The sequence below is a fragment of the Streptomyces sp. NPDC005706 genome (assembly GCF_040631045.1).
Taxonomy (GTDB): domain Bacteria; phylum Actinomycetota; class Actinomycetes; order Streptomycetales; family Streptomycetaceae; genus Streptomyces.
The window spans coordinates 349959-368519 of record NZ_JBEXYS010000003.1 but is presented as its reverse complement, the minus strand read 5'-3'; the positions used below and the strand labels follow the sequence as shown (position 1 = coordinate 368519).

Here is an 18561-nt window from a genome sequence, read left to right as displayed (position 1 = left end):
CCCGCTGTGTGATCGGACGCTTCTGAACAGTGGATAGTAGTTTCCTCATCGTGGAACTTCAATGGTTTGTTGATGTCGAGAATCTCCGGGTCGAGGCAAGGTGGCTCTCGGTGCCACCCCGTTCACTCAAGGTGGCTCAGGTCCGCCTCGGTGTCGATGTCGTACGGCTCGGCCACGTCCGCGCACTCCACCAGCCGGAGCTCCGCCGCGTGCTCCCGCAGGTAGGCGCGGGCACCGCGGTCGCCGGTGGCGGACGCCGCGACGCCCGCCCAGTGCGCGGCGCCGAACAGCACCGGATGCCCGCGCACGCCGTCGTAGGCGGCCGAGACCAGCGAGTTCTCGTCCTCGTACGCGGCGAGCACCCGGGCCGCCGCGGCCGGCCCGATGCCCGGCTGGTCGACCAGGCTCACCAGGGCCGCCGGCACCCCCGTACCGGAGAGTGAGCGCAGTCCGGTGCGCAGCGACGAGCCCATGCCCTCGGCCCAGCCGGGGTTGCGGACCGTGACGCAGCCGCTGAGGTCCGCCCGGTCCAGGACGTCGTCCGCCGCCGCGCCGAGGACCACATGGATCCGTCCGCACCCGGCCGCGCGCAGTACTCCGACCGCGTGTTCGACCAGGGGCCGCCCCCGGTGTTCCAGCAGCGCCTTGGGCCGCCCGCCGAGCCGTCTGCCGCCGCCCGCGGCCAGCAGCAGCCCGGCGATGCTCTCCCCGTGTCCGTCCCGGTTGTCCGTCATGCGTCCTGCATACCCGACGCGGGCCGCGCCGCCCGGGCCCCTTGGGCTGAATTTCGGTCCGCGTGGTGGCGCTCCCGGACGGCGTGGCGTTTACTGACCCGCGCACGACGGCGTGTGAGGGGGAGGGCTGTGTCGCGGAGCTTGGAGCAGAGGCCGGTGACCGGCGGCGACGAGGACGTGAGAGTGGCGGAACTGCGCACCGCGGTGTCCCGGCTGCGCCGCGAACTCGCCGCGCACCCGGCGGACTTCCACGATCGGGGGATAGCCGAGGACGAGCTGGCCGCACTCGCGGCGATGGCCGCCGGCGGCATCCCGGAGACGCCCCGCCTGCGCCGCTCCCTGTTACTGATCGCGGGCGCGATCGGCTCGGTCAGCGCGCTGGCGCGCGGTCTGACGGAGGTCCGGGCGGCGGTGGACCTGTTCGGCGAACCGCCGGGGAGGTGAGCCCCCCGGCCGTCCACGACGCCCTCGGCGCCGGGTGCCGGCCGGTGGTGGCCGGCCTCCGGACCGTACGGGGCGGGAGGCTCAGGCCCCGGAACTCGCCAGGGCCTCGGACAGTTCCACCGCGATGCCCTGGAGTACCGGCACGATCTTCTCGGTCGCGGCCTCGGTGACCCGGCCGGCCGGTCCGGAGATGGAGATCGCGGCCGCCGTGGGGGAGTCGGGGACGGGCACCGCGAGGCACCGGACGCCGATCTCCTGCTCGTTGTCGTCCACCGCGTACCCCTGCCGGCGCACCTCCTCCAGCGCCGCCACGAAACCGTCGGGCGTGGTGATGGTCTTCTCCGTCGCGGCCGGCATGCCGGTGCGGGAGAGCAGGGCGCGGACCTCCTCGTCGGGGACGCCGGCCAGCAGGGCCTTGCCGACCCCGGTGGAGTGCGGCAGCACGCGGCGCCCCACTTCGGTGAACATCCGCATCGAGTGCTTCGACGGCACCTGGGCGACGTAGACGATCTCGTCGCCGTCCAGCAGGGCCATGTTCGCCGTCTCGCCGGTCTCCTCCACCAGCCGGGCGAGGTAGGGCCGTGCCCAGGTGCCGAGCAGCCGGGAGGCGGACTCGCCGAGCCGGATCAGCCGCGGGCCGAGCGCGTACCGGCGGTTCGGCTGCTGGCGTACGTAGCCGCAGGCCACCAGGGTGCGCATCAGCCGGTGGATGGTGGGCAGCGGCAGCCCGCTGGTGGCGGACAGCTCGCTCAGGCCGACCTCGCCGCCCGCGTCCGCCATCCGCTCCAGCAGATCGAAGGCACGCTCCAGGGACTGGACCCCGCCGCCGGCGGAGGACTTGGCGGAGTCGGTGGTGCTGGCGCTGGACGTCGGCACGGCACGTTCCTTTCGGGGCTGGCGGGGAGGGCAGAAGCCTACCCGGCGGCCGGTTGACTCCCTGCTTGTACGTAGCTACGTTCTGCTCAATGGAATTCTAATTCCGCTTTGTGGAAACGTCCAGAGTTGCTGACCCCGCGACGCTGTCCAGAAGTGTGCCCCTTGACGGCGAGAGAGCGGGAGTGAAGACTCCTTCAACAGAACGTTGAAGTCCGTTACGTGGATGTAAATCCCGTCCTGGGCGTGAACGGCGGCAGAGAGAGGGGTCCGGGTGTCCGACGCTGAACTGGTGCTGCGCTCGACGCGCGTCATCACACCGGAGGGGACGCGGGCCGCCACGGTCACCGTGTCCGCCGGCACCATCACGGCCGTACTGCCGTACGACGTCGAAGTGCCGGCCGCGGCCCGCCTGGAGGATCTCGGCGACCATGCGCTGCTGCCCGGCCTGGTCGACACCCACGTGCACGTCAACGACCCCGGCCGCACCGAGTGGGAGGGCTTCTGGACGGCGACGCGCGCCGCCGCGGCCGGCGGCATCACCACGCTCGTCGACATGCCCCTCAACTCCCTGCCGCCGACCACGACGGTCGCCAACCTGCGGGTCAAGCAGGAGGTCGCGGCCGACAAGGCGCACATCGACGTCGGCTTCTGGGGCGGCGCCCTGCCCGGCAACGTGAAGGACCTGCGCCCGCTGCACGACGCCGGTGTCTTCGGCTTCAAGGCGTTCCTCTCCCCGTCCGGCGTCGACGAGTTCCCGCACCTCGACCAGGAGGGGCTAGCCCGCTCCCTCGGCGAGATCGCCGGCTTCGGCGGCCTGCTGATCGTGCACGCCGAGGACCCGCACCGGCTGGCCGCCGCCCCGCAGCAGGGCGGCCCCCGGTACGCCGACTTCCTCGCCTCCCGCCCGCGCGACGCCGAGGACTCGGCCGTCGCCGCCCTCATAGCGCAGGCCAAACGCCTCGACGCGCGCGTGCACGTGCTGCACCTCTCCTCCGGCGACGCGCTCCCGCTGATCGCCGCCGCCCGCGCCGAGGGCGTGCGCCTCACGGTGGAGACCTGCCCGCACTACCTCACCCTGACCGCGGAGGAGGTCCCGGACGGCGCCAGCGAGTTCAAGTGCTGCCCGCCCATCCGCGAGGCCGCCAACCAGGACCTGCTCTGGCAGGCCCTCGCCGACGGCACCATCGACTGCGTCGTCACCGACCACTCGCCCTCCACCGCCGACCTGAAGACGGCCGACTTCGCCACCGCCTGGGGCGGCATCTCCGGCCTCCAGCTGAGCCTGCCCGCCGTGTGGACCGAGGCCCGCCGGCGCGGGCACGGCCTGGAGGACGTCGTCCGCTGGATGTCCACCCGGACGGCCGCCCTGGCCGGCCTGACCCGCAAGGGCGCCATCGAGGCCGGCCGCGACGCCGACTTCGCCGTGCTCGCCCCCGACGAGACCTTCACCGTCGACCCGGCCGGCCTGCAGCACCGCAACCGGGTCACCGCCTACGCCGGACGCACCCTGCACGGCGTGGTGAAGTCCACCTGGCTGCGCGGCGAACGCATCGCCGCCGACGGCGAGTTCACCGAACCGAAGGGCCGACTGCTGACCCGTACCCCCTGATTCCCCGGCCCCCGCGACCGCGGCGGCCCACCACCGAAAGGAAACCCTGATCACAGTGACGGCGATTGCGAGCTTCACCGGCGACGCGAACCCCTACGGAGGAGGCGACCCCTACGCGGACTACCGCACCGCGGACTTCCCCTTCACCCAGTACGCCGACCTCGCCGACCGGCGGCTCGGCGCCGGTGTCATCGCCGCCAACGACGAGTTCTTCGCCCAGCGGGAGAACCTGCTGGTGCCCGAGCGGGCCGAGTTCGACCCCGAGCACTTCGGGCACAAGGGCAAGATCATGGACGGCTGGGAGACCCGGCGCCGGCGCGGCGCCTCCGCCGGACACCCCTGGCCGACGGACGAGGACCACGACTGGGCGCTGGTCCGGCTCGGCGCGCCCGGCGTGATCCGCGGGATCGTGGTCGACACCGCCCACTTCCGCGGCAACTACCCGCAGGCCGTCTCGGTGGAGGGCACCTCGGTGCCCGGGTCGCCGTCCCCGGAGCAACTGCTGGGCGGCGACGTGAAGTGGACGACGCTCGTCCCGCGCACCCAGGTCGGCGGCCACGCGGCCAACGGCTTCGCCGTCTCCGCCGAGCAGCGCTTCACGCACCTGCGGGTCAACCAGCACCCCGACGGCGGCATCGCGCGCCTGCGCGTGTACGGCGAGGTCGTCCCGGACCCGCGGTGGATCGAGGCGCTCGGCACCTTCGACGTGGTCGCGCTGGAGAACGGCGGCCGGGTCGAGGACGCCTCCGACCTCTTCTACTCCCCGGCGACCAACACCATCCAGCCCGGACGCTCCCGCAAGATGGACGACGGCTGGGAGACGCGCCGCCGCCGCGACCGGGGCAACGACTGGATCCGCTACCGGCTGGCCGCCCAGGCGCGGATCCGCGCCGTCGAGATCGACACGGCGTACCTGAAGGGCAACAGCGCGGGCTGGGCGTCGGTGTCCGTCCGGGACGGCGAGGACGGCGACTGGCGGGAGATCCTGCCCCGCACCCGCCTCCAGCCCGACACCAACCACCGCTTCGTCCTCCCGGAGCCGGCCGTCGGCACCCACGCGCGCGTGGACATCTACCCCGACGGCGGGATCTCCCGCCTCCGCGTCTTCGGCACCCCGACCGAGGAGGGCGCCGCCGCCCTCGCCACCCGCCACCGGGAACTCGGCGGCTGACCGGGCGCCACGCGCGCGTACCCCGTCGCCGGGCCCGCACCCGGCGACACGCGCGCGGCGGCGTACCCAGCGGCCCGCGCCGGCAGGGGCGGCAGACTGAGCGGCACGCGCGCGTGGGGCGCACCGGCGGGTACCGCACCGGTGCGCCCCACGCGCCGCCTCAGGCCGCGTGCCCGCCGTCCACGGAGAACTCCGCGCCGGTGACGTAGGCCGCGTCCGGGCCCGCCAGATGGGCCACCGTCGCCGCCACCTCGTCGGCCGTCCCGAAGCGGCCCAGCGCGGTCATCGCCGCCTGTGCCGCCGCGTACGGGCCGTCCGCCGGGTTCATGTCCGTGTCCGTCGGACCCGGATGGACGATGTTCGCGGTGATCCCGCGCCCGCCCAGCTCGCGGGCCAGGGCCCGGGTCAGCCCCACCAGGGCCGACTTGCTCGTCGCGTACAGCGTCCCGCCGGGCCCAGGCACCCGCCGCGTCATGCACGTGCCGACGGTGACGATGCGCCCGCCGTCCGCCATCACCGCGGCGGCCGCCTGCGACGCCAGGAACACCCCGCGCACGTTCACCGCCAGCACCCGGTCGACATCCTCCGTGGTCAGCGTGTCCAGCGGGCCCAGCAGACCCACGCCCACGTTGTTCACCAGCACGTCGAGACCGCCGTACGTCTCCGCCGTCCGGCCCACCGCGCCCGCCGCCTCCCGCGGGTCGGCGGAGTCCGCGCGCAGCGCCACCGCCCGGCGCCCCAGCGCCTCCACGGCGCGCACCACGCCGTCCGCCGCCTCCTTGCCGTTCACATAGGTCACCGCCACATCCGCGCCCGCGCGCCCGCGCGCGCGAGCCGCAGCGCGACCGCCGCCCCGATGCCCCGGCTGCCGCCGGTCACCAGGGCCACCTTGCCGTCGAGAGATCCGTTCGTCGTCGTCATGCGTCCATCCCAGCCGTCACGGGCACCGTTCACCGGCGGTGTACGGACATCGACCTCGTCACACCCGGAACTCTTCGCTCCACCTCCCGCGTTCTCCCCGCGTGACCCTTCAGCAAGAGATCGTCGGCAACGCCATGCAGATGGCGGTCGTCAACCTGCGCCCCGGCCAGACCGTGTACTGCGAGGCCGGGAAGTTCCTGTTCAAGACGACGAACGTGACCATGGAGACCCGGCTGTCCGGCCCGTCGGGCAACGGCGGCCGGCAGCAGAACGGCTCCGGCGGCATGGGCGGCATGCTGCGCCAGGCCATGGGCACCGCCATGCAGGTCGGCCAGCGCATGATGGCCGGTGAGTCCCTGGCCTTCCAGTACTTCACCTCCCAGGGCGGTGAGGGCACCGTCGGCTTCGCGGGCGTGCTGCCCGGCGAGATGCGCGCCCTGGAGCTGGACGGCACGCGCGCGTGGTTCGCCGAGAAGGACGCCTTCGTGGCCGCCGAGGCCGGCGTCGACTTCGGCATCGCCTTCCAGGGCGGCCGCACCGGCATGAGCGGCGGCGAGGGCTTCGTCCTGGAGAAGTTCACCGGGCACGGCACGGTGATCATCGCCGGAGCGGGCAACTTCATCGACCTGAACCCGGCCGACTTCGGCGGCCGCATCGAGGTCGACACCGGCTGCGTCGTCGCCTTCGAGGAGGGCATCCAGTACGGCGTCCAGCGCGTCGGCGGACTGAACCGGCAGGGCATCATGAACGCCGTGTTCGGCGGCGAGGGCCTGTCCCTGGCCACCCTGGAGGGCAACGGCCGGGTGATCCTCCAGTCCCTCACCATCGAGAGCCTCGCCAACGCCCTGAAGAAGGCCCAGGGCGGCGACAAGCAGGGGCCGACCGGCGGACTGTTCTCGACCCACGCCGGCTGAACCGATGAGTTCCGGGTGCGGGCGGGGTCCGACCTCATGACAACAGCCCCCGCACCCGGAAGAAGGCACCCGTCATGGGCAAGCTCGTCTCCACCGTCTTCGTCAGCCTCGACGGCGTGTACCAGGCGCCCGGCGGTCCCCAGGAGGACACCAGCGGTGGCTTCGGCCAGGGCGGCTGGAGCTTCCCGTACGGCGACGACGACTTCGGCCGGTTCGTCACCGAGTCCTTCGACCGCGCCGGAGCCTTTCTGCTCGGCCGCCGCACGTACGAGATCTTCGCCTCCTACTGGCCGAGGATGACCGACCCGGGCGACCCGGTCGCGGGCGCGCTCAACGCCCTGCCCAAGTACGTCGTCTCCGCCACCCTCCAGGCACCCGAGTGGTCCGGTACCACCGTCGTCTCCGGCGACCTCGCAAAGGAGGTGGCCGCCCTGAAGGAGCGCACCGACGGCGAACTCCAGATCCACGGCAGCGGGGCCCTGGTCCGCTCCCTGCTGGACCTGCGGCTGGTCGACACCCTGCACCTGCTCACGTTCCCGGTCGTCCTCGGCGCCGGCCGCCGGCTGTTCACGGAGGGCGCCGTCCCCACCCGCTTCGGGCACACCGGAGGCAGCGTCACCTCCTCGGGCGTCTCCATCCAGAGCTACGACCTGCTGGGGAGCCCCGAGTACGGGTCGTTCTGACCGCCCCGGGAGGCCAGGGGGCACCCCGGCGGCGGGGGCCTGGCCCGAAGATCGTCCCGCCGGTACGGTGATCGCGCCCCGTGCGAGCCGCCGACGTCTGCGCACCCCCTCGGAATACCGGGAGAGCCGCCCCGATGTCGTCGATCGCCGTACCCGGCGCCCTCGCGCCCCGCCGCGCCTGGCACACCGACCTGCCCGTGCTGCTCGTCGCGGTGTGCTGGGGCGCCAGCTACCTCGCGGCGAAGGACATCACCACCGCCCGCACGGTGCTCGCCGTCCTCGTGCTGCGGTTCGCGGTGGTCCTGCCCGTGCTCGGTGCCGCCGGACTGCGCTCCCTGCGCGCCCTGACCGGCGCCCAGTGGCGTGGAGCGGCCCTGCTGGGGCTGATCCTCAGCGGCGTCTTCCTGCTGGAGACGTACGGGGTCGTGCACACCTCGGCGACCAACGCCGGTCTGATCATCAGCCTCACCATGATCTTCACCCCGCTCGCCGAGGCCGCGGTCACCCGCACCCGGCCCACCGCCGCCTTCCTCGGCGCCGCGGCCCTGTCGGTGCTCGGCGTCGTACTGCTCACCCAGGGCGGCGGCTTCACCCGGCCGTCCCAGGGCGACCTGCTGATGCTGCTCGCCGCGCTCGTCCGCACCCTGCACGTCCTCGTCATGTCCCGGCTCCGCTCCGTCCGCGGCGCCGGCGCCCTTCCGCTCACCACCGTCCAGCTCGGTACCGCGGTCGCCGTCTTCGCGGCCCTGTCGGCCGGGGCCGGCGGCCCGGCACCGTGGGAGGCCGCGGCCGGCTTCGGCCCGCGCGAGTGGGCCGGCCTGCTCTTTCTCTCGGCCCTGTGCACGCTGTTCGCGTTCTTCGTGCAGATGTGGGCGGTCCGCCGCAGCTCGCCGTCCCGGGTCAGCCTGCTGCTGGGCACCGAGCCGCTGTGGGCCGCGGCGGCCGGCATCGCCCTCGGCGGGGAACGGCTGGGGACGCTCGGCGTCGTCGGTGGCGTACTGGTGCTCGGCGGGACCGCCTGGGGCCGCCGGGCGGCGGACTGACGTCCCACGCGCCGCCCGTTGCCGCCCTCGGCCGAACCGCGGGTCCCGCTGAGTTCAGGTCAGGCCGCGCCAGGCCGGACCGAACCGGCGGCAGGACCGTCAACGAAGTCCGCGTGACTGCCGGGCCCCCGACCAACTCCGGCGCGCTGCCCGGCCCGCTGGGTACCGCCCCGGCCGGCGCCGATGTGTGCGTGGCCCTCTCCGGCGCCCCGATCACGGCCGAGGGCCTGGCACGGATGAACCCCGAGCCGGTCGCCGTGCCGCTGTCCTATCCTGACGTCGAGGTGCGGTACGAGGACGCCGCAGTCCTCGACGCGACCCGTCTGCCCGCCCCGGAGGACGAATTGAGCAACACCCTGGCCACGCCCGGACTGCTGCTCGCCGTCTGCCGGCTCGGACCTCGGGCGGACGGCGCGGGCGATCGCGCGCGGTTTCGCCGACGACCGGGCCCCTTCCACGGCCCTTCCCGAAAGGTGAGTACGTGACGATGTCCGCGCAGAACCTCTGGTTCCGCCGCTACCATCCGGCGCACGCCCCGCGGGCCACGCTGTTCTGCTTCCCGCACGCCGGCGGCTCGGCCAGCTACTACCACCCGATGTCCAAGGCCCTGACACCCGAGTTCGACATCCTGGCCGTGCAGTACCCGGGGCGCCAGGACCGCTACGGCGAGCCGCTGGTTCCCAGCCTCGACGCCTTGGCCGACGCAATCCACACGGTGATCGAACCGCACATGCGCGGACCGGTCGCGTTCTTCGGGCACAGCATGGGCTCGGTCGTCGCCTTCGAGGTCGCGCGCCGCCTCGAACGCGACGGCCACCCGGCCCCCGCGCTGCTGTTCGCCTCCGGCGGCCGAGCCCCCAGCCGGGTCCACGACGGCGGCGTGCACCGGCGCGGCGACGCCGCTCTCATCGCCGAACTGCGCGCCATGGGCGGCACGGACGCCCGGGTGCTCACGGAGCCGGACCTGCTGGAGCTGGTGCTGCCCCCGCTCCGCAACGACTACCGCGCCATCGAGAGTTACCGCCCGGAGGCGGACGCCCGCATCGATGCCCCGATCGTGGTCATGGCAGCCACCGACGACCCCCGGACCACCGAGGAGGAGGCGCGCGCCTGGCACGGGCACACGACCGCCGGCGGCTCCGTCCGCCTCTTCCAGGGCGGCCACTTCTACCTGGAGAGTCAGGGCGCGCGGGTCGTCGAGGTGATCGGCGGGATCCTGCGGGACCACCTGGCCGGCCGGTACCGCCCCGAAGTGGCGGGCGGCCAGCGGGCTTTGGGGCACCCCTGAGCGCCGTGTGAAGCGGCTCGCGAGGCCGGCGTACGGCGACGGGACGGCCCCCGACGCGGTGCGCCGGGGGCCGTCCCGTCGCCGTAGGGGCGAGGGAGGTGCGGCCTAGCAGCCGAAGTCGACGAGGTCGAACGTGGCGTAGTGGTCGGAGGTGTAGTAGTCCTCCTGTTTCTCCTCGCCGGTGACGATCCGGCGTGCGCCGCGCGTGGGGGAGCCCGGCGTGATGACGGTGTACTCGTGGTAGTAGCCGCTCTGCTGACTCGGCAGCACGTTCTCCCGGTTCTGGAAGACGGTTCCGTCCTGCGAGTAGGGGAACGGCCCGCCCTTGTCGATCAGGTCGAGCGTGTCGTGTGCCTGTGAGGGGAGGTCGCCGTAACAGACGCTGCCGACGGAGGCGGCCGCCGCGTCCGCCGTGGTGGCGGAGACGGTGCCACCCACGAGGAGGGCGGACAGCGCGGCGGCGGCGACAGTGATACGAGATGCGCGTGGGGGGAATCTCATGCCTTCATGATGACGCGCGTAGAGCGTGGCATGTCAATGTCAAACTTGCGGAGTTTTCCGTGAAGTCACGTGAATTTCAGGCGAGTTGGCGCGCCAAGCGGCCAGGAGTTCCGGCCGGAGCGCGAGGTCGCCCGTAGCGGTCGGCCGGGGGCCGGCCAACGCCCGGGTCGCCGGCCGGCTCTTCATGAGCGTGCCCACCGTGAAGACGCGCGTCTCGCGCATCCTCGCCGAGCTCGGCCTCGGCAACCGGGCCCAGACGGCCCTGCCGGCGTACGACGCGGGGCTTCTCGACGACGACGGGCACTGAGCGCCCGTCCCGCGCGTTGGCACCTTGCACACACCGCACCGGGGGACGTCCCCGGTGCGCCTCGGGGGAGTCCGGAAGGGGAGCGATGGACAGGCAACCGGTGATCGATCTCAGGGAGTTCGGGGACGCGTTCCGCACGGACCCGCATCCGTACTACGCGAAGTTGCGCGAGCAGGGTCCCGTGCACCGGGTACGGCTCGGCGGGGCGGACACGGGCCAGCTGACCTGGCTGGTCGTCGGGTACGAGGAGGCGCGGTCCGCCCTCGCCGACCCCCGGCTGGCCAAGGACACCGCCCGGATCGGCTCGCCCATGCTGGACGAGGAGAAGATCGGCAAGTACCTGCTGGTCACCGACCCGCCCCAGCACACCCGGCTGCGCTCCCTGGTCACACGCGCGTTCACCATGCGCCGGGTGGAGCGGCTGCGCACCCGGATCCAGCGCATCACCGACGACCTGCTGGACGAGATGCTGCCGCGCGGCAGCGCCGACCTCATCGAGGCGCTCGCCTACCCGCTGCCCCTCACCGTCATCTGCGAACTCCTCGGCGTCCCGGACATGGACCGCGCGGAGTTCCGCCGGATCTCCACCGAAGTCGTCGCACCGACCAGCGCCGACACGGAGTACGACGCGGTCGTCGCCCTCGCCCGGTACCTCCGGGGCCTGATCGAGGACAAGCGGGCCGCCGGCCCCACCGACGACCTGCTCAGCGACCTGATCCGCACCACCGCCGAGGACGGCGACCGGCTCTCCTCACGCGAACTGAGCGGCATGGCCTATCTGCTGCTCATCGCCGGCCACGAGACCACCGTCAACCTCATCGGCAACGGCGTCCACGCCCTCCTCACCCACCCCGGTCAACTCGCCGCCCTGCGCGCCGACATGGGCCTCCTGGACGGCGCCGTCGAGGAGATGCTGCGCTACGAGGGCCCGGTGGAGACCGGCACGTACCGGTACGCCGCCGAATCCCTGGAGATCGCCGGCACGGTGATCGAGAAGGGCCAGTCGGTGATGATCGGGCTCACCGCCGCCGGCCGCGACGGCGACCGCTTCGCCGACCCGGACCGGTTCGACATCCGCCGCGACGCCCGCGGCCACCTCGCCTTCGGCCACGGCGTCCACTACTGCCTGGGCGCGCCGCTGGCCCGTCTGGAGGGCCGGATCGCCATCGGCACCCTCCTGGAGCGCGCCCCCGGTCTCGCCCTCGACGGCTCCCCGGGCGAGTGGCTGCCGGGCATGCTGATGCGGGGGATGCGCGGCCTGCCCGTGCGCTGGTGAACCGCGCGTGAGCGGCCCGGGTTCAGCCGTACGACGGCTGGACCCGGTCCTGGATCTCCAGCAGCCGCACCGGGCGGCGCTCGCGCCGGGACACCTCGCAGGCCTCCGCGATCCGCAGCGCCTGCAGGGCTTCCTGGCCGTCGCACGGGTTGGGCCGCTCACCGCGCAGCACCTCGACGAAGGCGCACAGTTCGGCCTCGTAGGCCGGCCCGAACCGCTCCAGGAACCCGGTCCAGGGCCTGGACGCGGCCGGTGGCCCGGTCGGCTCGGTGGACGCGACCGGCGTACGGTCGTCCAGGCCCACCACGACCGTGTCCCGCTCCCCGGCCAGCTCCATGCGGACGTCGTACCCGGCGCCGTTCAGCCGGGTCGCCGTCGCCGTGGCCAGCGTGCCGTCGTCCAGGGTGAGCAGGGCCCCGCCCGTGCTGACGTCCCCGGCCTGGCGGAACATCGGCGGCCCGGCGTCCGAGCCGGCCGCGTACACGTCGGTCACCTCGCGGCCCGTCACCCACCGCAGCGCGTCGAAGTCGTGGATCAGGGTGTCCCGGAACAGGCCGCCGGACAGCGGCAGCCACTCCGGCGGGGGAGGGGACTGGTCCGAGGTCGTCGCCCGCACGGTGTGCAGCCGCCCGAGCCGGCCCGAGCGCACCGCCTCCCGGGCGCCCGCGTAGCCCGGGTCGAAGCGCCGCTGGAAACCCATCTGCAGCACCGTGCCCGCCGCCTCGACCTCGGCGAGCGCGTGCAGCGTGCCCGGCAGGTCGAGCGCTATGGGTTTCTCGCAGAAGACCGGCAGGCCGGACCGGGCCGCGCGGCCGATCAGCTCGGCGTGCGCCGCCGTCGCCGTGGTGATCACCACCGCGTCCACGCCCCACCGGAAGATCTCGTCGACCCCCGGCGCCGCCGTCTCGCCCAGCCGGTGCGCCAGCGCCTGTGCCCGCGCCGGATCTGCGTCGGTCAGGATCAGCGACCCGACCTCGCGACTGCGGCTGAGCGTGTTCGCATGAATGGTGCCGATGCGGCCCGTACCGATGACCCCGATGCGCATGGAAACAAAGTGAGGGCGGACCCCGGGTCCTGTCAATCGCAATGTCCGGACAACCGGACTACACGACTTCCCGTCATCCGGGCACGCGGCTACGCTCGAGCCCGTGCCCAAACCAGTTGTGGACCCGACCGTGTCGCTCGACCTCCGTGTGGACCGCGGTTCCCCCGTGCCGTTGTACTTCCAGCTCTCCCAGCAGCTCGAGGCCGCGATCGAGCACGGCAGGCTCACACCCGGCAGCCTGCTGGGCAACGAGATCGAGCTGGCCGCCCGGCTCGGCCTGTCCCGGCCCACGGTCCGCCAGGCCATCCAGTCCCTCGTGGACAAGGGCCTGCTGGTCCGCCGTCGGGGCGTCGGCACCCAGGTCGTGCACAGTCAGGTCAAGCGCCCCCTGGAGCTGAGCAGCCTCTACGACGATCTGGAGGCCGCCGGGCAGCGGCCCGAGACCAAGGTCCTGGTCAACACCGTCGTGCCCGCCTCCGCCGAGATCGCCGCCGCGCTCGGGGTGCCCGAGGGCAGCGACGTCCACCACGTGGAGCGGCTGCGCCTCGCGCACGGCGAGCCGATGGCGTACCTGATCAACCACCTGCCGCCCGGCCTGCTCGACCTGGAGACCGGCCGGCTGGAGGCGACCGGCCTGTACCGGCTGATGCGCTCCGCCGGGATCACCCTGCACAGCGCCCGCCAGTCCATCGGCGCCCGGGGCGCCACGGCCGCCGAGGCCGAGCGGCTCTCCGAGGCGGAGGGTGCCCCGCTGCTCACCATGCGGCGCACCACCTTCGACGACACCGGCCGCGCGGTGGAGTTCGGCGACCACACCTACCGTCCGAGCCGCTACGCCTTCGAGTTCCAGCTCCTGGTACGCCCCTGAGCCGCCGGCCCGCACGCCGGCCCGCACGCCGGTGATCGCCGGGCCGGGACGGCCATGATCATCCGGCCCGCGTCACGTCGCAATGTCCGGACAAGCCGCCGGGCAGGGGTCTCCCGGCGGTGTCACGGGTGTTCCCCGTGTTCGATACTGGAGTGTTCGGGGCCGCCGAGATGTTCGCCGGCCCCTTGCGTACGGACGGACACGGCAAGAAGGGCACGGCCTCGTGGCACGGTTTCGGACCTGGGTAGGCATCGCGCTGGCAGGGGCACTCTCGGTGTCCCTGGCGGGGTGCAGCAGCACCGGCGGCAAACGGGCGGAGGACGCCCGCAAGGCCGCGGCGGCCCAGGGGCGGGCGGCGGTGAACACCCCCCGCTGGACCTTCGCGATGATCACCCACTCGGGAGACGGCGACACCTTCTGGGACATCGTGCAGAGCGGCGCCAAGCAGGCCGCCGTCAAGGACAACATCAACTTCCTGTACTCGCACGACGACGAGGCCCAGCAGCAGGCCCAGCTCGTGGACGCGGCGGTCGACAAGAAGGTCGACGCCATCATCGTCACCCTCGCCAAGCCCGACGCCCTCAAGGCCGCCGTCGCCCGCGCCGAGAAGGCCGGCATCCCGGTCATCACCGTGAACTCCGGGTCCGAGCAGTCCAAGGCCTTCGGCGCCCTCACCCACATCGGCCAGGACGAGACCGTCGCCGGTGAGGCCGTCGGCGAGGAGCTGAACAAGCGCGGGAAGAAGAAGGCCCTGTGCGTCCTGCACGAGCAGGGCAACGTCGGCCACGAGCAGCGCTGCGACGGCGTGGCCAAGACCTTCCACGGCACCGTGCGGAAGCTGTACGTCAACGGCACCAACATGCCCGACACGCAGTCCGCGATCGAGGCCAAGCTCCAGGCGGACGCCTCCGTCGACGCGGTCGTCACCCTCGGCGCCCCCTACGCCGACACCGCCGTGCAGGCGAAGAAGGGAGCGGGCAGCAAGGCGGAGATCGACACCTTCGACCTCAACGCCAAGGTCGCCGCCGAGCTGAAGGAGGGCACCCTCGGCTTCGCCGTGGACCAGCAGCCCTACCTCCAGGGCTACCAGGCCGTGGACCTGCTCTGGCTGTACAAGTACAACGGCGACGTCCTCGGCGGCGGCCGGCCCGTGCTCACCGGCCCGCAGATCGTCACCAAGGACCAGGCCGCCGCGCTGGCCGAGTACACCCAGCGGGGCACCCGATGAACGCCACCCTCGAACAGCCGGCGGACGAGAGACTCCTGCGGAGCTCGCCGCTGCGGAAACTGCTCGCCCGCCCCGAGCTGGGCTCGGTGGTCGGCGCGCTCGCCGTCTTCGTCTTCTTCGCCTTCGCCGCCGACGGCTTCCTGCGCGCCGCCAGCCTCAGCACGGTCCTGTACGCCTCCTCGACCATCGGCATCATGGCCGTCCCCGTGGCGCTGCTGATGATCGGCGGCGAGTTCGACCTGTCCGCCGGCGTCCTGGTGACGTCGTCGGCGCTCGTGTCGTCGATGTTCAGCTACCAGATGACGGCGAACACCTGGGTCGGTGTGGGGGTGTCGCTGCTGGTCACCCTGGCGATCGGCGCCTTCAACGGCTTCATGCTCACCCGCACGAAACTGCCCAGCTTCATCATCACGCTCGGCACCTTCCTGATGCTGACGGGCATGAACCTCGGCTTCACCAAGCTGATCGACGACACGGTCTCCACCAAGAGCATCGCCGACATGGAGGGCTTCCCGAGCGCCCACGCGGTCTTCGCCTCGACCCTCACCGTCGGCGGGGTCGACTTCAAGGTCACCATCCTGTGGTGGCTCGGCCTGGTCGCCCTCGGCTCCTGGATCCTGCTGCGCACCCGCGCCGGCAACTGGATCTTCGCGGCCGGCGGCAACCAGGACGCGGCCCGCGCGGTCGGCGTCCCGGTCGCCCGGACGAAGATCGGCCTCTACATGGGCGTGGCCCTCGGCGCCTGGATCTCCGGTCAGCACCTGCTCTTCTCCTTCGACGCCGTCCAGTCCGGCGAGGGCGTCGGCAACGAGCTGATCTACATCATCGCGGCCGTCATCGGCGGCTGCCTCATCACCGGCGGCTACGGCAGCGCCGTCGGCTCGGCGGTCGGCGCGCTCCTGTTCGGCATGACCAGCAAGGGCATCGTCTTCGCCGAGTGGAACCCGGACTGGTTCAAGTTCTTCCTCGGAGCGATGCTGCTCCTCGCGACCCTGCTCAACGCCTGGGTCCGCAAGCGTGCGGAGGCCAACAAGTGACTTCTCTGGTCGAGCTGACCGACGTCAGCAAGCACTACGGCACCGTCCGCGCCCTCGAAGGCGTCTCCCTGGAGGTCCGTCCGGGGGAGATCACCTGCGTCCTCGGCGACAACGGGGCCGGCAAGTCCACCCTGATCAAGATCGTCGCGGGCCTGCACAAGCACGACGGCGGCACCCTGAGCATCGAGGGCGAGGAGACGACCCTCTCCTCCCCCCGCGAGGCCCTCGACCGGGGCATCGCCACGGTCTACCAGGACCTCGCGGTCGTTCCCCTGATGCCGGTCTGGCGCAACTTCTTCCTGGGCTCGGAGCCCCGCAAGGGCGTCGGCCCCTTCAAGCGCCTGGACACCGACCTCATGCGCCGCACCACGCGCGAGGCGCTGCTCCGCATGGGCATCGACCTGCGCGACGTCGACCAGCCCATCGGCACCCTCTCCGGCGGCGAGCGCCAGTGCGTGGCGATCGCCCGCGCCGTCCACTTCGGCGCGAAGGTCCTGATCCTCGACGAGCCGACGGCGGCGCTGGGCGTGAAGCAGTCCGGCGTCGTGCTGAAGTACGTGGCGGCGGCCCGCGACGAGGGCCTGGGCGTCGTACTGATCACCCACAACCCGCACCACGCGTACCTGGTGGGCGACAGGTTCGTACTGCTGCGGCGGGGCACGATGGTGGGCAATCACACAAGGGGCGAAATCACCCTGGACGAGTTGACCCAGCAGATGGCGGGAGGGTCCGACCTGGACGCTCTCCGCCATGAGCTGCAGCGGAGTTGAGGGGGCGCGCCCGGCACCGGCCCCATGCCCCCTCAGTCCGTCGCCCGGTACGGCACCTGCCCCCACGGTGAGGCAGAATCGAGCAACGATGAGCACCTACCGCGACCTCACCGCCCCCATCGGCTCCCGCCGGGCCCCCGTGCTGCGCACGGTCGGGACAAGGGAACGCCGCTCGCACCTGACCGCGCCCCGCGTGCCCACGGTCGGCATCGACATCGGCGGCACCAAGGTCATGGCGGGCGTGGTGGACGCCGACGGCAACATCCTGGAGAAGCTCCGCACGGAGACCCCGGACAAGTCCAAGAGCCCCAAGGTCGTCGAGGACACCATCGCCGAGCTGGTGCTGGACCTGTCCGACCGGCACGACGTGCACGCGGTCGGCATCGGCGCCGCCGGCTGGGTCGACGCCGACCGCAACCGCGTCCTGTTCGCGCCCCACCTGTCCTGGCGCAACGAGCCCCTGCGGGACCGCCTCGCCAGCCGCCTGTCCGTACCGGTCCTGGTGGACAACGACGCCAACACCGCCGCCTGGGCGGAGTGGCGCTTCGGCGCCGGACGCGGCGAGGACCACCTGGTCATGATCACCCTCGGCACCGGCATCGGCGGTGCCATCCTGGAGGACGGCCAGGTCAAGCGGGGCAAGTACGGCGTCGCCGGTGAGTTCGGCCACATGCAGGTGGTGCCCGGCGGTCACCGGTGCCCGTGCGGCAACCGCGGCTGCTGGGAGCAGTACAGCTCCGGCAACGCGCTCGTCCGCGAGGCCAAGGAGCTGGCCGCGGCCGACTCCCCGGTGGCCTACGGGATCATCGAGCACGTCAAGGGTGCCATCGACGACATCTCCGGCCCGATGATCACTGAGCTGGCCCGCGATGGCGACGCCATGTGCGTGGAGCTGCTGCAGGACATCGGCCAGTGGCTCGGCGTCGGCATCGCCAACCTGGCGGCGGCCCTCGACCCGTCCTGCTTCGTGATCGGCGGCGGCGTCAGCGCCGCCGACGACCTGCTCATCGGCCCCGCCCGGGACGCCTTCAAGCGCCACCTCACCGGCCGCGGCTACCGCCCCGAGGCCCGCATCACCCGCGCCCAGCTCGGCCCCGAGGCCGGCATGGTGGGCGCCGCCGACCTCGCCCGGCTGGTCGCCCGCCGGTTCCGGCGGGCCAAGCGGCGCCGGGTGGAACGCTACGAGCGCTACGAGCGGTACGCGCAGGCCCGCCGCGACCAGGACACCGCATGACCACATCGCTGCCGCACCAGGCCGCGCCGCCGGACGAGCCGCGCCGGGCCGTGGAGGACCCCCGCCACAAGGCGAAACGCAGGGTCCTCACCCTGCTGATCATCGTGCTGCTCATCGGCGTCCCGGCGGGCTACCTGGTGATCTCCGCCAACCAGAGCCGCAGCAGCGGCAAGGACAAGGAGGCGAAGTACTCGGCGACCGGCCTCGCCCCGGGCTTCCCCTCCAAGGTGCAGCGGCGCCTCTACCAGGTGGCCGTTCCGCACCCCGCCGACTACATCGCCTACTACGAGACCAACAACTGGAAGACCAGCCGGCTGTACATACAGTTCCGCACCAACAACGCCGGCCTGGACAGCTTCCTGGGCGCCATGGGCGTACGCCGGGACGAGCTGAAGAAGGGCGTCGAGCCGATCAGCGCCCGCGACCGGAAGGTCTCCGGCTGGAACTTCACCGGGCCCGGCCCGTGGTTCGGGCTGACCCATCCGCAGAAGAACCCGGCGCCCACCCAGGACGTGCTCGTGAACATGGCCGACCCGAACTTCCCGATGGTGTACGTCGTCTCCCGCACGGTCCCGTAGCGCGGCCCGGGCGGCCGCGGGGCCCGTGGCACCG

Annotated in this window: 19 protein-coding genes and 2 pseudogenes; 16 read left to right on the top strand and 5 right to left on the bottom strand. The window is 72.6% G+C overall.

Going from position 1 to position 18561, the window contains the following annotated elements; translation table 11 throughout:
* Nucleotides 1-122: 122 nt before the first annotated feature.
* Nucleotides 123-734, bottom strand: coding sequence for a nucleotidyltransferase family protein (locus tag ABZ478_RS08190; protein WP_359546427.1), 612 nt, complete (start codon nt 732-734; stop codon nt 123-125).
* 129 nt (nt 735-863) lie between these two features.
* Between ABZ478_RS08190 and ABZ478_RS08185 the strand changes: the two genes are divergently transcribed.
* Nucleotides 864-1178, top strand: a complete 315-nt coding sequence (locus tag ABZ478_RS08185) for a DUF5955 family protein (RefSeq protein ID WP_358936125.1) — start codon at nt 864-866, stop codon at nt 1176-1178.
* 81 nt (nt 1179-1259) lie between these two features.
* On the opposite strand, the gene ABZ478_RS08180 is transcribed toward ABZ478_RS08185, so the two are convergent.
* Nucleotides 1260-2054 carry an IclR family transcriptional regulator gene (locus tag ABZ478_RS08180; protein WP_359546425.1) on the bottom strand — a complete coding sequence of 265 codons (795 nt, stop codon included), beginning with the start codon at nt 2052-2054 and terminating at the stop codon, nt 1260-1262.
* A 271-nt stretch (nt 2055-2325) separates the two neighbouring features.
* Here ABZ478_RS08180 and allB point away from each other — a divergent pair, with 271 nt between their 5' ends.
* Together allB and alc are read left to right on the top strand one after the other, a co-directional pair.
* Nucleotides 2326-3663, top strand: a complete 1338-nt coding sequence (gene allB, locus ABZ478_RS08175) for an allantoinase AllB (protein WP_359546423.1) — start codon at nt 2326-2328, stop codon at nt 3661-3663.
* Between the two features lie 55 nt (nt 3664-3718).
* A complete protein-coding gene (gene alc / locus ABZ478_RS08170) occupies nt 3719-4834 on the top strand; it encodes an allantoicase (protein ID WP_359546421.1) in 1116 nt (371 codons plus the stop codon).
* A 160-nt stretch (nt 4835-4994) separates the two neighbouring features.
* Here alc and ABZ478_RS08165 read toward each other — a convergent pair.
* A pseudogene (locus ABZ478_RS08165) lies at nt 4995-5755 on the bottom strand (SDR family oxidoreductase).
* 101 nt (nt 5756-5856) lie between these two features.
* Between ABZ478_RS08165 and ABZ478_RS08160 the strand changes: the two are divergent.
* The 5 genes from ABZ478_RS08160 (at nt 5857) to ABZ478_RS08140 (ending at nt 9683) form a co-directional block, all read left to right on the top strand.
* Nucleotides 5857-6669 (top strand): AIM24 family protein, encoded by an 813-nt coding sequence (locus ABZ478_RS08160; RefSeq protein WP_359546419.1) that lies wholly within the window; start codon nt 5857-5859, stop codon nt 6667-6669.
* Between the two features lie 74 nt (nt 6670-6743).
* Nucleotides 6744-7352, top strand: coding sequence for a dihydrofolate reductase family protein (locus ABZ478_RS08155; protein WP_359546417.1), 609 nt, complete (start codon nt 6744-6746; stop codon nt 7350-7352).
* Between the two features lie 134 nt (nt 7353-7486).
* Entirely contained in the window at nt 7487-8395 is a 909-nt protein-coding gene (locus ABZ478_RS08150; protein ID WP_359546416.1) for a DMT family transporter, read from the top strand.
* A 113-nt stretch (nt 8396-8508) separates the two neighbouring features.
* Nucleotides 8509-8880, top strand: a complete 372-nt coding sequence (locus ABZ478_RS08145; protein ID WP_359546414.1) for a hypothetical protein — start codon at nt 8509-8511, stop codon at nt 8878-8880.
* A 2-nt stretch (nt 8881-8882) separates the two neighbouring features.
* Nucleotides 8883-9683 (top strand): alpha/beta fold hydrolase, encoded by an 801-nt coding sequence (locus ABZ478_RS08140; protein ID WP_359546412.1) that lies wholly within the window; start codon nt 8883-8885, stop codon nt 9681-9683.
* A gap of 105 nt (nt 9684-9788) precedes the next feature.
* On the opposite strand, the gene ABZ478_RS08135 is transcribed toward ABZ478_RS08140, so the two are convergent.
* Nucleotides 9789-10184 carry a ribonuclease domain-containing protein gene (locus tag ABZ478_RS08135; protein ID WP_359546410.1) on the bottom strand — a complete coding sequence of 132 codons (396 nt, stop codon included), beginning with the start codon at nt 10182-10184 and terminating at the stop codon, nt 9789-9791.
* Between the two features lie 133 nt (nt 10185-10317).
* Here ABZ478_RS08135 and ABZ478_RS08130 point away from each other — a divergent pair.
* Together ABZ478_RS08130 and ABZ478_RS08125 are read left to right on the top strand one after the other, a co-directional pair.
* A pseudogene (locus ABZ478_RS08130) lies at nt 10318-10491 on the top strand (DNA-binding response regulator); the annotation flags it as partial.
* Between the two features lie 85 nt (nt 10492-10576).
* Complete coding sequence (locus ABZ478_RS08125; RefSeq protein WP_359546408.1) at nt 10577-11767, top strand: cytochrome P450; 1191 nt, start codon at nt 10577-10579, stop codon at nt 11765-11767.
* Between the two features lie 22 nt (nt 11768-11789).
* Here the strand turns inward: ABZ478_RS08125 and ABZ478_RS08120 are convergent, their stop codons facing one another.
* A complete protein-coding gene (locus tag ABZ478_RS08120; protein ID WP_359546407.1) occupies nt 11790-12812 on the bottom strand; it encodes a Gfo/Idh/MocA family oxidoreductase in 1023 nt (340 codons plus the stop codon).
* Nucleotides 12813-12942: 130 nt separating this feature from the next.
* Between ABZ478_RS08120 and ABZ478_RS08115 the strand changes: the two genes are divergently transcribed.
* From ABZ478_RS08115 to ABZ478_RS08090, 6 genes are all read left to right on the top strand, one after another.
* Nucleotides 12943-13680 carry a GntR family transcriptional regulator gene (locus ABZ478_RS08115; RefSeq protein ID WP_359546744.1) on the top strand — a complete coding sequence of 246 codons (738 nt, stop codon included), beginning with the start codon at nt 12943-12945 and terminating at the stop codon, nt 13678-13680.
* A 223-nt stretch (nt 13681-13903) separates the two neighbouring features.
* A complete protein-coding gene (locus tag ABZ478_RS08110) occupies nt 13904-14908 on the top strand; it encodes a sugar ABC transporter substrate-binding protein (protein WP_359546406.1) in 1005 nt (334 codons plus the stop codon).
* The gene (locus ABZ478_RS08105; protein WP_359546404.1) at nt 14905-15945 is read left to right on the top strand and encodes an ABC transporter permease; all 1041 of its coding nucleotides are present in this window, start codon (nt 14905-14907) and stop codon (nt 15943-15945) included. The genes ABZ478_RS08110 and ABZ478_RS08105 overlap by 4 nt, the downstream gene beginning before the upstream one ends.
* The gene (locus ABZ478_RS08100; RefSeq protein ID WP_359546742.1) at nt 15912-16715 is read left to right on the top strand and encodes an ATP-binding cassette domain-containing protein; all 804 of its coding nucleotides are present in this window, start codon (nt 15912-15914) and stop codon (nt 16713-16715) included. Before ABZ478_RS08105 ends, ABZ478_RS08100 begins: the two co-directional genes overlap by 34 nt.
* Before the next feature lie 88 nt (nt 16716-16803).
* Nucleotides 16804-17949: an ROK family glucokinase gene (locus ABZ478_RS08095; RefSeq protein ID WP_359546403.1), complete on the top strand. Its 1146-nt coding sequence runs from the start codon at nt 16804-16806 to the stop codon at nt 17947-17949.
* Nucleotides 17946-18527 carry a sugar kinase gene (locus ABZ478_RS08090; RefSeq protein ID WP_359546401.1) on the top strand — a complete coding sequence of 194 codons (582 nt, stop codon included), beginning with the start codon at nt 17946-17948 and terminating at the stop codon, nt 18525-18527. Before ABZ478_RS08095 ends, ABZ478_RS08090 begins: the two co-directional genes overlap by 4 nt.
* Nucleotides 18528-18561: the final 34 nt, after the last annotated feature.

Bases quoted from the DNA above. Each gene is read 5' to 3' on its own strand.
- ABZ478_RS08190 (WP_359546427.1), bottom strand. From the start codon at position 734: ATGACGGACAACCGGGACGGACACGGGGAGAGCATCGCCGGGCTGCTG.
- ABZ478_RS08155 (WP_359546417.1), top strand. From the start codon at position 6,744: ATGGGCAAGCTCGTCTCCACCGTCTTCGTCAGCCTCGACGGCGTGTAC.
- ABZ478_RS08150 (WP_359546416.1), top strand. From the start codon at position 7,487: ATGTCGTCGATCGCCGTACCCGGCGCCCTCGCGCCCCGCCGCGCCTGG.
- ABZ478_RS08140 (WP_359546412.1), top strand. From the start codon at position 8,883: ATGTCCGCGCAGAACCTCTGGTTCCGCCGCTACCATCCGGCGCACGCC.
- ABZ478_RS08135 (WP_359546410.1), bottom strand. From the start codon at position 10,184: ATGAGATTCCCCCCACGCGCATCTCGTATCACTGTCGCCGCCGCCGCG.
- ABZ478_RS08125 (WP_359546408.1), top strand. From the start codon at position 10,577: ATGGACAGGCAACCGGTGATCGATCTCAGGGAGTTCGGGGACGCGTTC.
- ABZ478_RS08120 (WP_359546407.1), bottom strand. From the start codon at position 12,812: ATGCGCATCGGGGTCATCGGTACGGGCCGCATCGGCACCATTCATGCG.
- ABZ478_RS08105 (WP_359546404.1), top strand. From the start codon at position 14,905: ATGAACGCCACCCTCGAACAGCCGGCGGACGAGAGACTCCTGCGGAGC.
- ABZ478_RS08095 (WP_359546403.1), top strand. From the start codon at position 16,804: ATGAGCACCTACCGCGACCTCACCGCCCCCATCGGCTCCCGCCGGGCC.
- ABZ478_RS08090 (WP_359546401.1), top strand. From the start codon at position 17,946: ATGACCACATCGCTGCCGCACCAGGCCGCGCCGCCGGACGAGCCGCGC.